The 15,920-nt window shown below is 34.0% G+C and carries 14 protein-coding genes; 1 reads left to right on the top strand and 13 read right to left on the bottom strand.

Annotated elements, in window-relative coordinates; genetic code table 11:
- Positions 1-268: 268 nt before the first annotated feature.
- The 9 genes from asnB to udp all read right to left on the bottom strand — a co-directional run bounded on the left by asnB (position 269) and on the right by udp (position 11,424).
- Complete coding sequence (gene asnB, locus H8S00_RS08140) at positions 269-2,152, bottom strand: asparagine synthase (glutamine-hydrolyzing) (protein WP_021953142.1); 1,884 nt, start codon at positions 2,150-2,152, stop codon at positions 269-271.
- Between the two features lie 30 nt (positions 2,153-2,182).
- On the bottom strand, positions 2,183-3,658 hold the full coding sequence (locus H8S00_RS08135; RefSeq protein WP_186840387.1) for a UDP-N-acetylmuramoyl-L-alanyl-D-glutamate--2,6-diaminopimelate ligase: 1,476 nt from the start codon (positions 3,656-3,658) through the stop codon (positions 2,183-2,185).
- 12 nt (positions 3,659-3,670) lie between these two features.
- On the bottom strand, positions 3,671-4,504 hold the full coding sequence (gene dapF / locus H8S00_RS08130; RefSeq protein WP_186840386.1) for a diaminopimelate epimerase: 834 nt from the start codon (positions 4,502-4,504) through the stop codon (positions 3,671-3,673).
- A 123-nt stretch (positions 4,505-4,627) separates the two neighbouring features.
- A complete protein-coding gene (locus tag H8S00_RS08125; protein WP_186840385.1) occupies positions 4,628-5,779 on the bottom strand; it encodes a D-alanyl-D-alanine carboxypeptidase family protein in 1,152 nt (383 codons plus the stop codon).
- A 76-nt stretch (positions 5,780-5,855) separates the two neighbouring features.
- Positions 5,856-6,422, bottom strand: a complete 567-nt coding sequence (scpB, locus tag H8S00_RS08120; protein WP_186840384.1) for an SMC-Scp complex subunit ScpB — start codon at positions 6,420-6,422, stop codon at positions 5,856-5,858.
- Between the two features lie 10 nt (positions 6,423-6,432).
- Complete coding sequence (locus tag H8S00_RS08115; RefSeq protein ID WP_207721414.1) at positions 6,433-7,179, bottom strand: segregation and condensation protein A; 747 nt, start codon at positions 7,177-7,179, stop codon at positions 6,433-6,435.
- A 90-nt stretch (positions 7,180-7,269) separates the two neighbouring features.
- Positions 7,270-8,469, bottom strand: a complete 1,200-nt coding sequence (locus tag H8S00_RS08110) for a D-alanyl-D-alanine carboxypeptidase family protein (RefSeq protein WP_186840383.1) — start codon at positions 8,467-8,469, stop codon at positions 7,270-7,272.
- A 53-nt stretch (positions 8,470-8,522) separates the two neighbouring features.
- The gene (locus H8S00_RS08105; protein WP_021953149.1) at positions 8,523-10,652 is read right to left on the bottom strand and encodes an LTA synthase family protein; all 2,130 of its coding nucleotides are present in this window, start codon (positions 10,650-10,652) and stop codon (positions 8,523-8,525) included.
- A 22-nt stretch (positions 10,653-10,674) separates the two neighbouring features.
- Positions 10,675-11,424: a uridine phosphorylase gene (udp, locus tag H8S00_RS08100; RefSeq protein WP_021953150.1), complete on the bottom strand. Its 750-nt coding sequence runs from the start codon at positions 11,422-11,424 to the stop codon at positions 10,675-10,677.
- Between the two features lie 251 nt (positions 11,425-11,675).
- Here udp and H8S00_RS08095 point away from each other — a divergent pair, with 251 nt between their 5' ends.
- Complete coding sequence (locus tag H8S00_RS08095) at positions 11,676-12,704, top strand: 3-deoxy-7-phosphoheptulonate synthase (RefSeq protein WP_021953151.1); 1,029 nt, start codon at positions 11,676-11,678, stop codon at positions 12,702-12,704.
- Positions 12,705-12,810: 106 nt separating this feature from the next.
- Here H8S00_RS08095 and xerD read toward each other — a convergent pair whose 3' ends face one another.
- From xerD to proC, 4 genes are all read right to left on the bottom strand, one after another.
- Positions 12,811-13,701 carry a site-specific tyrosine recombinase XerD gene (gene xerD, locus H8S00_RS08090; RefSeq protein WP_021953152.1) on the bottom strand — a complete coding sequence of 297 codons (891 nt, stop codon included), beginning with the start codon at positions 13,699-13,701 and terminating at the stop codon, positions 12,811-12,813.
- A 185-nt stretch (positions 13,702-13,886) separates the two neighbouring features.
- The gene (locus tag H8S00_RS08085) at positions 13,887-14,336 is read right to left on the bottom strand and encodes a hypothetical protein (RefSeq protein ID WP_021953153.1); all 450 of its coding nucleotides are present in this window, start codon (positions 14,334-14,336) and stop codon (positions 13,887-13,889) included.
- A gap of 84 nt (positions 14,337-14,420) precedes the next feature.
- Positions 14,421-14,972 (bottom strand): NUDIX domain-containing protein, encoded by a 552-nt coding sequence (locus tag H8S00_RS08080; protein ID WP_186840382.1) that lies wholly within the window; start codon positions 14,970-14,972, stop codon positions 14,421-14,423.
- 110 nt (positions 14,973-15,082) lie between these two features.
- A complete protein-coding gene (gene proC, locus H8S00_RS08075) occupies positions 15,083-15,877 on the bottom strand; it encodes a pyrroline-5-carboxylate reductase (RefSeq protein WP_021953155.1) in 795 nt (264 codons plus the stop codon).
- Positions 15,878-15,920: the final 43 nt, after the last annotated feature.

The raw sequence follows: 15,920 nt of genomic DNA, 5'->3' as shown, positions 1-15,920 counted from the left end.
TCCTCCAATAAAATTTTAATCTTTTTTATCCAGTATATATCTTACCCGGATAACAAACGGCAAAGAAATATTTTATGTTTTAACATATATTTTGCCCACACATATATCCACGCCACTGCATCAATATATGTGTGAGCAAAATATTTACACAAACTCTGTAGTTTGCCGGTATATAACAACCAAATTTTTTGCCTTATATAGATTAAACCTTTTCCTGTCAAATAGCAAGTTATTTTTTTAATAAAAAAGGGCAAAAAACTTAATTTTTTTATGCTGTCTTAATTCTGTTTTTAATCCATTCGCTGTTAATCGGTTCAAAGGTTTTATCCTCAAAGTAAACATTGTACCATACAAGGAATACATAAACCGTCCATATTCTTCGGCTGTTATCAGCTTTTCCTGCCCTATGGTCTTCCATCAGTTTAACAAGAATATCTGTATTAAAGAACTGTTTTGCCGCATCACCGGTTAATGTTTCCATTACCTTGTTATAGTATTTATCTTCTTTAAGCCAAACTCTGATAGGTACCGGGAAGCCTAACTTTTTCTTGTTAGCTGTTGCCTCCGGAATATGTCTTTTTGCTGCAATTCTGAAAGCTCGCTTTGTAGCTTCGTTATTACATCTGAAATCTATAGGAAGAGTTTTTGCATATTTAAATACTTCCACGTCTAAAAACGGTACTCTTGATTCAAGGCAGTGAGCCATGCTCATTTTATCTGCCTTAAGCAAAATATCACCCTGAAGCCAGAAATTAGTATCAATATACTGCATCTTGGCAATGTCATTTAAGTGACTTACTTTCTTGTATGTTGGTGCCACGATTTCCTGTGGTGAAACATGAGTAGGTGCATTTTTAAGGAGTTTTTCCCTGTCTTTTACAGAAAACATATTGGCATTTCCAATAAACCTCTCCTCAACAGTTTTACTACCTCTTATAATAAAATCACGTCCCTTAACATCAGGCATTGCCGAGGCAACCTTTGCAAGACCTTTTCTTATGCATCTTGGTATTTTCTGATACCCCTTTAATGACAACGGTTCATGATAAATATTATAGCCACCAAAGAACTCGTCTGCCCCTTCTCCTGACAAAACAACTTTTATCTGTTCAGCAGCAAGCTGGTCAACAAAATAAAGGGCAATACAGGATGGATCTGCTAAAGGTTCATCCATATAATACATTACTGTAGGGATTGAGTCAAAATATTCGTCACTGTCTATATTTTTGCTGTAATTTTTCTTGCCCAATTCTTTTACAAGACCTTCTGCATATCTTATTTCATTATACTTGCTTTGTTTATCCAAAAATCCCACCGTAAAGGTTTTTTCTCCCGGAAATTCCGATACAACATAACTTGAGTCAACTCCACTTGATAACAGAGAACCAACCTCAACGTCTGCTATCATATGGGCATCAACTGTATTATGAACGACTTTTTCGATTTCAGAAACGGTTTCTTCTAAATCACCATCAGCCTTTGGTTCCATCATAGGGTCAAAATAACGTTCAATTTCCATTTTTCCGTCTTTATAAATCATATAATGTCCTGCCGGCAATTTATACACTCCCTTAAAGAATGTTTCAGGAAGTACGGAATACTGAAAGCTTAAATACTGCTCTAAAGCTTCCTCATTTACCTTTCTCTCAAATCCCGGATATTCTAATATTGCCTTGATTTCTGAAGAGAAAACGAGATTTTTGTTAATGTTTGCATAATAAAAAGGCTTAATTCCAAAATGATCCCTTGCACCAAACATAGTATTAGTTCTGCTGTCCCAAATGACAAAAGCAAACATTCCTCTTAGCTTATGCAACAAATCTGTTCCATATTCTTCATATCCGTGAATAAGACATTCTGTATCTGAATCATTTGAAAACTGATGTCCTTTTTTAATAAGTTCTTTTCTTATCTCTAAGTGGTTATATATTTCTCCATTAAAAACAATTGCTATATCACCGGTTTCATTGTACATAGGCTGTGCACCATGACTTAAATCAATAATACTAAGTCTTCTGTGACCGATTGCCGCATGCTTGTCCACATACATTCCTTCATCATCGGGACCTCTGTGGGCAATTTTGTCCATCATGTTTTTTAAAACTTTTCTGCTGTTATCTAATTCTCCAATTATTCCACATATTCCACACATACTTTATATCTCTCTTTCATTAGTTTCGCCTTATAAAACTGCCTTTACTTCATCTTCCTTTATAACTTCACTTATAAGAACACGTTCATCCATAGGGTGCTTAACTCCCTTTATTTCCTGATAATCTTCATGTCCCTTTCCTGCTAAAACTATAACATCTCCATCCTTTGCATTTAAAATGGCGTAACGTATGGCATCTTTTCTGTCAGGAATTGTTACATATTCCCCATCTGCCTTATGCACCCCAACTAAAATATCATTAATAATATCCATAGGTTCCTCAAATCTTGGATTATCTGATGTTACAATGGTAAAATCAGATAGTTTTGATGAAACCTCACCCATTTCAAATCTTCTGCCTCTCGCCCTGTTTCCACCACATCCAAACACTGTAACTAAGCGCTTAGGGTTATATTCCTTAAGGCTTTTAAGAAGACTTTCTAAGCTCATAGCATTATGGGCATAATCTATCATAAGAGTAAATCTCTTTGATACAGGAATAATTTCAACTCTTCCTTTCACCCTTACATTTTTAAGGGCTTCTCTTATCTTTTCAACATCATTTGTAAAATGACTGCATATTGCTATGGCACATAATGAATTATATACACTAAAATTCCCCGGAATATCAATTTCCACAGGGAAATTCATTTTTCCTGATAAATCATATGAAACACACAGGCTCCCCGGCTTTGTAAATAACTTAATGTCTGATGCCTTAAAATCATAATCGCCCTTTACACCAAAGGTTTCCAATTCACATGTGTGTCCCTCTAAAACCCTGTCTATATAATCTGCATCCATATTCACAATTCCCTGACGGCACTGCTTTAGCAACATACTTTTGCAATGAAGATAATCGTCAAAGTCCTTGTGTTCATTAGGGCCAATATGGTCAGGCTCAATATTGGTAAATATACCATAGTCAAATGTAAATCCTGATACTCTGTGAAGCATAAGTCCCTGGGACGAAACCTCCATTACCACACATTTGCAGCCTGCTTTAACCATTTTGGCAAAGGTCTCCTGAACCACAAAAGACTCCGGTGTGGTATTTTTAGCAGGAGTTATTTCATCTCCTACAATAGTTTCAATTGTTCCTATAAGTCCTGTTTTTATTCCAACGCTTTCTAAAACCTGACGTACCATATATGTAGTTGTTGTTTTTCCTTTAGTTCCCGTTATACCAATGGTAATGAGTTTTTCTGCCGGATGTCCAAAATACGCCGCCGACATACAGGCTAATGCATATCTGGTATCTTCAACCTTTATAACTGTAATGTTCGCATCTACATTTACATCTTCCATTACCACAACTGCAACAGCACCTTTTTGTGCCACATCTTCTATAAATTCATGTCCGTCAAATCCGGCACCCTTAATACACACAAATACATCATCCCCTGAAACCTTTCTTGAATCATTTACAAGATGATTTATTGTCACTTCATCCGTGCCTTTTACTATGGTATATTCAATTTTTTCCAATAAATCTTTTAATAACATATTATTTCCTCATTAAATATCAATATTTCCGGTAAATGCAATCCTTGCAGGTCCCGTCATATAAACTGTATTTTCATCTGTATCATATTTTATTTCCAAATCTCCGCCTAATAGCTTCACAGTAACCTTATTGTCTGTAAGATTATTTAATACACAGGCAACAACACTGGCACAGGCACCGGTTCCGCAGGCTAAGGTTTCTCCTGAGCCACGCTCCCAGACTCTCATTTTAATTGTTTTTCTGTCAATTATCTGAATAAATTCCGTATTGACTCTGTCAGGAAAAATTTCATTTTTTTCAAATCCCGGCCCAATTTTTTCGATTTTCAGACTATCTGTATCATCAACAAATGTAATGGCATGAGGATTTCCCATGGAAACACAGGTGATGCCATATTCCTTACCATCAATAACAACCGGTTCATTAATTACCTTCTCTTTGTCAGATATAACCGGTACATCCTTTGCATTTATAATAGGACTTCCCATATTAACCCGTACTGTTTTAACCTTACCATTTTCCACATTTAATTTAAGTGTCTTAATTCCTGCTAAGGTTTCCACGGTTATAACTTCTTTATCAATCATTTTATAATCATAAACATATTTAGCAACGCATCTGATTCCGTTTCCACACATTTTCCCTTCAGAGCCGTCTGCATTGTACATACTCATTTTAAAATCTGCCACTTCTGAAGGATTTATAACTATAAGTCCGTCTGAACCGATTCCAAAATGTCTGTCGCTTACAATTTTCGACAACTCGTTAGGATTATCTATTTTTGTATTGAAACCATTAACATAAACGTAATCGTTTCCACAACCTTCCATTTTCACAAATTCCATATAAACAAGACTCCTTTAAATTTCATAATCTGTCTTTTTAACTTTTTACATTATGCACACATATTAGTATGCACAAGCAAATTCGGTTTAAATATACCACAGTTAGCTTTATAAATAAAGTAATTATTGAAATATGAAATAATCTAAAGTCTTTTTAAAGCAATATTTAAAATCATATTTTTCAACACTATCCACAGCCTCTATTTTACATTTTTTCACACATTGATTATTTATATACAGTTTTACTTCCCCTATTTTTTCTCCTGATTTTATAGGTAATTCATAGTTAAACTCCGTTTTTGCTTCCACTGTATCATTCTTAGATACCAATGCTTTGTAGGGACCAATGGCAACAGCTATAATTTGTTTTTTTGTTCCATTTTCAATATTTACGGGGAAAGATATTCTGTTTTTCAAAATTTTTTTGGTATCAAAGTTATTTTTTCCATAATCCATTAATTTAGTAGTATCTCTCCACTTATATGTTTTGTTAGGAGGCCATCCGCTGGCAAGAACACAGGAAACATACACTCTGTTGTTGCTTTTTACGGCACCTACAAAACAATATCCTGCATCACCTGTAAATCCTGTCTTTATTCCAATGGCATCACTGCTCATATTAAGAAATGCATCTTTGTTATTAACAACAATATGTCTCTTATTGCTGCAATCATAAAAGGAATAGGATTTTGTATTTGTAATTTTTAAAAACTGCTGATTTTTTATGGCATAAGCTCCAATTAAAGCCATATCATATGCTGTAGAAAAATGCCCCTTAGCATCAAGTCCGTTAGGAGTAACAAAATTGGTGTTGACTGCACCAATTTCTCCTGCTTTTTTGTTCATAAGTTTTGCAAATTCTTCCACACTTCCTGCTACCCCTTCTGCCACAGCCACTGCCACATCATTATAAGACTCTAGCATCATGGCATAAAGCAAATCTCCTATTTTATATTTTTCCCCTTTTATGGCATTCATATGAACTTTAGGCATAGAAGCTGCCCTTTTACTTATTTCCACCACCTCATCAGGAGATGCATTTTCAAGGGCAACTATACATGTCATTATTTTCGTTGTACTTGCCATTGCCATTTTATTATTATAATTCTTTCCAAAAAGCACTCTGCCTGTTTTTCCGTCAATAAGTACCGCTGACTTTGCAGATAATTCGCTTTCCTTAAGTTCCTTTGTTTCCTCTCCAAATCCCTGTTTAGAAAACACCATATTAAGTACCAAAACTAAAATTATAAAACAACATTTTAATCTTTTATTCATTATTATCACTTTAAACATGCATCCGTATAATATATGCATTTTAAGTAACTTTTATCCCCTTGTATAAAAATATGTGTTAATCATTGGATTTAAGGGTTACCTCTTCCTCTGCCTCATGTTTAAACTCATCTATCATATCCTGACTTACTACAGGGAGGCTGTCTGCTGATTCCACACCAAATCTTCTTAAAAATTCCTCAGTAGTTCCAAATAAAAGAGGACGTCCCGGTGTGTCCATTCTCCCTACCTCTTCCACCAGCATATACTCCACTAACTTATTAACTGCGAAATCTGATTTTACTCCTCTTATTCTTTCAATTTCAGACTTTGTTATAGGCTGTTTGTAAGCAATAATAGATAAGGTTTCCATTAAAACATCCGTTAAAACCTGTCTTTTAGGCTGCTTTGCCACCTTAATAAGCGCTTCGTACATTTCCGGTTTAGTACACATCTGGTATGCCCCGTCAAGTTCTATGATTTTCACCCCTCTTTCAGGAGTGTCCATTTTTTTTTGCATTTCTTTTACTATTTTTTTTACTTCTGAAGGTTTGATTTCTAATGCATTTGCAATTTTATTAATATCAACTGATTCCCCCATGGTAAATAAAATAGCCTCTATTTCTGCTTTGTAATTTCTTTCCATTTTAACCTCTTTACTCTATTGAATCTATGTATATATCATCAAAAGTTTTTTCCTGATGAACTTCAATTTTTCCAATTTTAATTAATTCCAACACCGCCAGAAATGAAACAATAACTTCCATTTTTGAACTTTGCTGTTCTAAAAGCTGCTTAAAACTACATCTTTTTCTTTTCTTTAGTGCATCAGTAACAAAATCCATTTTGTCAGGAAGGCTTACTTCCTCCATTTCAATTTTTCCAAATTTACTTCTTACAGGATCAATTTTATCCATTTGTCTTTTAAGCACCATTTGAAAAATATCATTTAACTTTGACAAATCCACATCTGATAGCAATTTATCCAAATCCACCGGAGGCTCATATTTTTTAACCTCCTCAGGAACTGTAGGCTCTTTATATAATGATTTTCCAGCGTAAACCTGCATATCTCTTAATTCCCCTGCAGCATATTTGTACATCTTATATTCAATAAGTTTCTCCACCAGTTCTGCCCTAGGGTCAATTTCTTCACCGTTTTCGTCCACTTCTTTTGGTAGAAGCATTCTGCTTTTTATATCTATCAGGGTAGCTGCCATTACCAAAAATTCACTTGCCAAATCCAAATCATCTTTCGGCATTTTACTTACGCAATCAAGATACTGTTCCGTAATTTCCACAATAGGTATGTCATAAATATCTACTTTGTTTTTTTCAATAAGATGCAGCAGTAAATCAAGAGGTCCTTCAAATGCATCCAGTTTAACTTCCAGTTCAATCATTTTAATTTCTCTCCATTTTTTCTCGAACTTTAATTGTACATAAAAAATTTCTTTTTTTCAATACAATATAATTTTAAGCACCTAAATTTATCAGGTTATCTGGAACATATATTTTACTAATTTTAGAAATGTGAAACCATAATCTGCTTTATCCACCGTTTCCTCTGCCATAATTTTAACTTCTCCGATTTTCTTTTTATCCATTATGTATTCAATTTTTCCTACTATATCTCCCTTCCTTACCGGTGCATTTATGTTGTCTTTTAAAGCCACTTTAGATTCTATACCATCAATTTTTCCACCTTTAGTATCAACATATGAAAATGTATCATTTTGCACTTTTACTTTGTCCTTTTCCCCACCACATATATTTACCTTGTTCTGATATTTCTTATTATCCTTATACACCTTACAATTTGAAAAACCGTAATTTATAAGGCTGTTGGACTGGACAAATCTTGCCTTATAATCCGGAGCCGCCATAACCACTGCAATCAATTCCACACCATCCTTTTCTGCCACAGTGGAAACACAGTATTTTGCTTTTGACGTGCTTCCTGTTTTAAGCCCTTTTACATACCGATTGTTTTTAAGTAACTTATTTGTGTTAGTAAGCATAAATTCACTTTCCCCTTTATTGGTTTTGTGGGTAAAACTTTCCATCCATATGGTAGAATATTTAAAAATCTCCGGATACTTCACTATTAATTCTCTTGACATAATTGCCACATCCATTGCTGATGTATAATGATTATCCGAATCAGTCAGCCCACAGCAATCTTCAAAATGTGTATGTTTCATTCCAAGGTTCTTTGCCCTTTTATTCATTTCCTTTACAAATTCTTCTTCTGAACCTGAAATATGCTCAGCCATGGCTACAGATGCATCATTTCCCGATGCAATTATAATGCACTTTATAAGAGTTTCTACATTTTGTTGCTCTCCTTCTTCCAAAAACACCTGGGAACCTCCCATACTTTTGGCATGGGCACTGGTAGTAACCATATCCTCTAACTTTATTTTACCACTATGTATTGCATCAAAAATTAGTATTAAAGTCATTATTTTAGTTATACTAGCAGGACTTAATTTTTCATTTTCATTTTCTGCTTTAATTACTGTTTTTGAGGACGCCTCCATAAGTACATAGGATTTACATTTCATCTCTGCTTTTTCATCACCTTGTATTGTAAATGTGGACGTTATCAAAATACTTAGTGAAATCATAGCAACCAGCACTCTTTTAAACAACCTGTTGCACCATTTTTCATAAAACATGATTTTTTCCATAAAAAAACTCCATTACACCTTTATACATTGTAATGGAGTTTAAAAATTTTATGCTATTTTTCTTTCTTCTTTTTCTTTGAAGATTTAGATTTTGTTTTTTTCGACTTATCCTTTGTTGTTTGTGCCTTAGTGCTTGACGGTTGCATTTCCTCCTGATTATATACAAAAGGCTCTGTTTTTGACAGCACATGCTCATCAGAATTTTGCTGATATACCGAGAAGCTGTCGCCATCTTTTAAGTCCGGATAAACAATCATCAATGTATTAGGATCTATATATACCGTTTTTTGCTTTTCGTCATTTATATATACCTTACTGTAGCTTGTAAAATAATTTCCGTATATATACACCGTACCTACATCATCCCCAATAGGGGTAACGGAGCTTACCTTTACATCATGAAGTCCGAATTTCAAATCTGTTGGCTTATATGGGTTTTCTCCGTTTGCCGCATAATTGTCTCCATAAAGCAAATCGTAAGATAAATTCTTAAGGCCTTCCTGATAGGTTTCATCGTCATCATTTTTGTGTAACTGTGTGTAATTATTAATCTTTCCGGAGTTCATATTTAAGCCACCAAGTATTTTGGACTCCAACTGATACGCTTCTATATCCTCGTTAGTATAATTAGTCTTAAAATTAGACCAGATAGCATACTGAGTCTGGTATACATCACCGTTTACCAAATCCTCTCCTGATATACCAAAGCTTGGCAGATGATCACCATACATTACAAGAATGGTATCCTCACCAAAGTTTTTAAGGGCTTTTGTAAGTTTTCTTAAAAACTTATCCATTTCATTAGTCTGCCATGCATAATACTGATACTGGTTTGTAACGTCTTCATCGTCTACACCTGAAACTTTAATAGGATAGTCATAATCACCACTTGTAGGATAACTTCCATGTCCCTGTACTGAAATAGTATAAATGAAGTCCTGCTTTTTAGTAGATTTTAATGCCTGCATAATATAATCCGTAAGGAAATAATCCTTTGCCCATCCCATAGGTGTAAAATCATCTATATACATATTTTCAATAGATTGGAATGTATCATATCCTAAATTAGAAAATACCACATTTCTTCCATAAAAGGTTGCAGTGTTATTATGAATGGCATGACAGCTGTAGCCATACTCCTTTAAGTTGTAGCATATGCTTTCACTGGTAGTATCTACTAATTTAGTTTTAAAAGGATATTCTCCCGGACCAAAGAAATCTAAATTAATTCCTGTCATAACCTCAAATTCCGTATTTACCGTTCCAGCACCAACTATAGGCACATTTAAGTATCCACTTGGATAATTTTTCATTAACTTTTCAAAATACGGAACAGGATTTTTTGATAATTTAACATTTTTAAGATTGTTCATATCAAAAAATGACTCTAACTGCAAGAAAATAATATTTGGTTTCTTCTTAGCCTTCTTAAGGGTTGTTTTATCGTCATCATCCTTCACTATTTTTTCAATAGTTTCACCTGAATATGAATTAGGCTTGTCAATTCCTGTATTTATAAGACTATTTGAAAAACAATAAACAAATCCGTAATCATAATACGACACTCTAAGTTCTCCAAATTTCATGGAAAGAAGTTCTGATGCCACTCCCAAATTAATTGTTCCCAGACCTATCGCCCAAATAACAGCAATTCCAATAATATTTCTTGCATATTTAATCTTGTGATTGACTTTTGGTGCCTTAAAGAACATAACGACCAGTCCTACTATTGCCAAAATAAGTGCAATAACAACCAAAACAATCTGAAATGTTGAAAAATACTTATTTATAACCCCTAAAGCACTATCAATAAGCATCAAATCCACTGCCGTAAAAGGTGTTACCCTGTTAGAAAGCAACACACCATTGGCCACTCCCAGAATCAACCAAATAACAGAAATCAATGTCATTCCAAAAAACCTTCTTTTCATAAGAAAGGTAAATGAAAGGGTCATTAATATTATCATTGCACTACAGATAAATACATACGGATTTCCTATAAGGAAATATATGCCCTTTAAAAATGACTTTCTGGCTAACATTTCAATAACCAGATTAATAAGTAATGCCGTTACCACATACATGTATATTATGTGCTTATTATATGTTTTGCTGAAAAATGCCCTGGCTGAATGGTATTTTTCCTTAGCTATTCCTATATATTTTTTTACTTTCTCTTTCATTAAAAAGTGCCTCCTAAAGCTGTTATTTTCCGGCTATCATATGTCTGATAGCCTCTACGGATACCTTTATGGCATTATCGGTATCGTAACAGTCCTCCTCACTAAATCCTTTTAATTTACGCTCCTGATTCCAGATAACATGAAATACCGAACCACATTTCACCCCCAGACTTGCTGCTACCGTAAACAATGCTGCCGATTCCATTTCACTGGCAAGAACTCCTAATCTCTTCCATGCTTCCCATTTATTAAGAAGTTCATATGATACAGGCATTCTGTCAGGATTATGCTGACCGTAAAATGAGTCTTTGCACTGCACCACTCCACAATGATAACGCAAATTATTTTTTTTGCAAGCATAAACTAATGCTTCCGTAACATCAAAGTCAGAAACTGCAGGGTATTCAATTGGTGCATATTCCCTGCTGGTGCCTTCGTGTCGCACCGCTCCTGTTGCTATAACACAGTCCCCTGCTAAAACTTTTAAATTAATACCTCCACAAGTTCCTATTCTTATAAAAGTATCAGCGCCACAGGCTACTAATTCCTCCATGGCAATAGCTGCTGACGGTCCTCCTATTCCTGTAGAGGTAACTGAAACTTTTTCTCCTGATATATATCCTGTATATGTTGTAAATTCTCTATTTTGTGCAATAAGCCTTGGTTCATCAAAATATCCGGCAATTTTTTCACATCTTCCCGGATCTCCCGGTAAAATCACATATTTCCCAATATCTCCCTTTGATATTTGTAAATGAAACTGTTTATCCATATTTTTGCTCCTTACTTAACAACTCTTTTATCCATAATGTCTTAGTAAATAGAATACCCATAATATTTGAATTTTCTATGAACTTTTGAATTTTTATACCAAATAACTGCTTTTTCTTTTATTTTCGTACTTTAAACTGTTGAATTATTGTAAACTTATGTTATACTATCATACGTGGTTAGTAGGATTTAGAATACTTATCTTTCTTTCTCCGGCTAACATTTTATAATTATACATTAAAGGAGGACGTTATGGGTAGTACATTTTTTAGAAAGCTACCAACTCCTTTGGAAATCAAGACAAGTTATCCTGTTCCAGAGGCAGTTGCAAATCAGAAAAAAATCAATGACGAAGAAATTAGAAAGATATTTACAGGTGAAAGTGATAAATTTGCCGTAATTATAGGTCCTTGTTCAGCTGACAATCAGGAAGCTGTTGAAGATTATATAGGAAGACTTGCAAAAGTTCAGGAAAAAGTTAAAGATAAACTTTTTATTATTCCAAGAGTTTACACTAACAAACCTAGAACAACAGGAAAAGGTTATAAAGGTATGTTACATCAGCCTGATCCTGAAAAGAAACCTGATTTATTGCAGGGGCTTATTACAATAAGACAAATGTTCTTGAAAATCATGGAGGATACTAAGTTCCCAATTGCAGATGAAATGCTTTATCCTGAAAATGCAAGATACTTTTCAGATTGCCTTTCATATGTTGCAGTAGGTGCCCGTTCTGTTGAAAACCAGCAGCACCGTCTTACAGCCAGCGGTTTAGATATTCCTGTAGGAATGAAAAATCCTACCAGCGGAGATTTATCCATTATGCTTAACTCTATTGAGGCAGCCCAGTCTTCTCATTCTTTCCTTTACAGAGGTTGGGAAGTTCAGACTGAAGGTAATGATTTAGCCCACGCCATATTAAGAGGTGCCGTAAATCAATATGGTCAGTGTATACCAAATTACCATTATGAGGATATGGTAAATCTTTATTCAATGTATATGAAAAAAGGATTTGAAAATCCTGCTGTTGTTATTGATTGTAATCATTCAAATTCAAACAAGCAGTATATGGAACAGATTCGTATTGCAAAGGAAATAATGCATAACCGTAAACATTCAGAAGATTTAAAACATTTTGTCAAAGGTCTTATGATTGAAAGCTATATTGTTGGTGGAAATCAGAAAATTGATGAACACTGCTACGGAAAGTCAATAACTGATCCATGCCTTGGCTGGGAAGATACAGAAAAATTGTTATACATTATTGCTGAAGAAGCATAAAACTTAAACTCCGGAATTTTCACTTATGTGAATATGACCGGAGTTTTTTACACACAAAAAGAGGCATCATCTAATGACAATACCTCTCAATATATCACCTTATTATTTATGCTTTCGGATGTGCCTTTTCATATACTTCTCTTACTCTACGGCTTGCAGGTGTCATATACATCTGAGTAGTAGATATATCAGAATGTCCAAGCATTTGTTGTACAGCCTTTAAGTCTGCCCCGTTTTCAACCAAATGTGTTGCAAATGAATGGCGAAGTGTATGGGGTGTTATATCTGACTTAATTCCGGCTTTCTTCCCATAAGCCTTTATCAGTTTCCAAAATCCCTGTCTGCTCATTTCCCTGCCTGAACAATTAGGATATAAAACATCACTATCCTTATTTTCTCCAAGCAAACTTTCCCTTCCATCTTTCAGATACGCAACAAGTGCGTTCTTTGCCTCTGTTCCAAAAGGTATCTGACGGTCTCTTTTTCTGTCATGACATACTACAAATTCATAATTAATATTAACATCATTTACCTTCAGTGTAATAAGTTCTGAAACACGCATTCCCGTTGCATACAAAAGCTCTAACATAGATTTATCTCTAAGTTCTTTTGGCGTGTTTCTCGAAGGTTGCTTTAAAAGATCATCAATTTCATTTATAGACAAAATCTCCGGTGCTTTTTTTTCTATCTTAGGAGATTTCATGTCAGAAGCAGGATTGTCTGTAATATATCCCTCCTGATACAAATATCCAAAAAATGCTTTCATCGACGCAATATTTCTTGATATTGTAGTAGGTGCTCTTCCAATAGTCTCTAATGATGAAATGTATCCTTCTAATTCCTCTTTTGTAATATCTGAAATATTATCCGTACTATAACTATTATTAAGATATATAAAAAGTTTCGTTAAGTCTCTTTTATATGAGACTTCTGTGTTGCTTGAAGTATTCTTTTCACTATGTAATTTTAAAATGAATTCTTCAATTAATCTTTGCATTTTTTCCTCGCTATACTCTATATTAAGAGTGTCAAATCTTATTATATAAGGCTTTTTCAATAAAATCAAATACAATTTTTCACAATTTTTTGAACAAAATTTAGGTTACATAAAAACGATACCACATATACTGACAAACATAAATTCCGACACAATATCTAGTAAATTTCCTTTAGAAATTAATTTTAGAATATGAAAAAATTTTGTAACAAAGATGAAATAATAAAAATCAAAAAACTTATTCCCCTTCCTACATTTTTCCTGTTGCCGTCACACATATATACCGTTCCTATGATTTTAGCCATAGTATCTATGCCTGCCCCCACAAGCAATAAAGTGTGTGAGCTTACAGATACAGTAATTATTCCTGCCAACACAAATGCAAAGTAAAAAACAAAAAACGGAACAATTTTATCTTTTATTCTGAAAAAAGATAAAATAAATATTCCCAGCAAAAACTTCACATCTCCTAAGAGAACATAAATTATACCATCAAACAGATTGTTAAATTTTATGTTTTCAACATTATTAAAAGAAAAATCTATGCCTAGAAAATTATACACAAGAGTTCCTGTTATAATTCCCAATATAAAGGCATAGATTTTGTAGTTTTTTTCCGCTAATTTATAATTCATACATTATTCCTTTGCCATTTATGGTATGAAAAGCAATATATTTTGCATTCTCATATGTTAATATATGAATCTAAATATGAAAAATTACTTTTCACAGTCCCCTTTTACATACTTACAATAATATGTCAAAAGAGAGGACACTGTTTTAGCATCATTAATTTCGTTAGCTATTATTTTCTCCATTAATTCATCTATTGTGTGAATTTCTAAGGAAATATCTTCATCTTCATCAAACTTCTGATGAGATTTTTCCAAATCAAAGGCAACATATACGTCTATTTTTTCTCCTGAATAAGCAATAGCCGGAACTAATGTCTGTAAAAACTCAACACGAGAAGATTTGTATCCCGTTTCTTCTTCTAATTCTCTTGCTGCACACATATTAGTAGGCTCGTTTTCTCCATCTCTTCCTCCGGCCGGAATTTCCAGAGCAAATCTGTCTATGGCATTTCTCCACTGTCTTACCATAATAATTCGTCCATCATCTAAAACCGGAATAACTGCCGCTGCACCCTTATGTTGTAAAAAATCCCACTTCACATGATGCCCCTTAGGTGTTATTATATCATCTTTACAAAAATCAAGAATTGCTCCTTTATATACAATCTGACGATTAATACGCTTAAACTCCTTCATAAAATCCTCCATTCCGTATTTTTTACTTATGATGTATTGTAGAAATTTGCATAGCAATAAAGCGATTCGATTACATCATTTAACCCCCAAATTCACTTTTGACACTTACATTATTTTATATTTACACATTTATCAAAGCATGCATCTGTAGCTGCAAAAATTGCTTTTCTAAATCCGTTTTTTTCCAATTCTTCAACACCTGCAATTGTAGTTCCTGCTGGTGAGCATACCATATCCTTTAATTCTCCCGGATGTTTTCCGGTTTCTAACATAAGCTTAGCTGAGCCTAACACTGTCTGTGCTACAAATTCATAAGCATCCTTTCTTGGAAGTCCACATTTAACAGCACTATCAGCAAGAGCTTCCATAAACATAAATACATATGCCGGAGAGCTTCCACTGGCACACACTACACTATTAATTAACTTTTCTTCAACTACTTTCATTTTTCCAATAGATTTAAAAATTTTTGTAATATTATCTATTTCGTCTCCTGAAAAGATTTCCTTATTGTAGCATACTCCAGTCATTCCTTCTCCCACCATAGCCGGGGTGTTAGGCATTGACCTTACAATTCTATTAGTTTTAAACATATCCGCCATCTGACTAATTGTAATTCCCGGTGCAAGAGAAATTAAAACATTCTCCTTTGTTATGTCCTGTGCAATTTCCTTTGCAACCTTTTCAAACATTTGTGGTTTTACTGCCAAAATAATATATTTTGCTTTCTTAACTACCTCATTGTTGCTTTCACAATAGTCAACCTCTTCTTTTTTTGAAAACTCAACCATTTTTTCTCTGGAATTTCTATGGAATATAATATTTTCCTTTCCGAAAGTCTCCTTTGCTCCGGAAAGCATTGCACTTCCCATATTTCCCATTCCGATAAATCCTAAAACTGCCATAATACACCTCACAATATTTTTCTAATAAATTTATATCTAATTA

It is taken from the genome of Eubacterium segne (assembly GCF_014287775.1).
GTDB classification, from domain to species: domain Bacteria; phylum Bacillota; class Clostridia; order Lachnospirales; family Lachnospiraceae; genus Eubacterium_G; species Eubacterium_G segne.
This window is presented reverse-complemented; position numbering and strand designations above follow the sequence as displayed.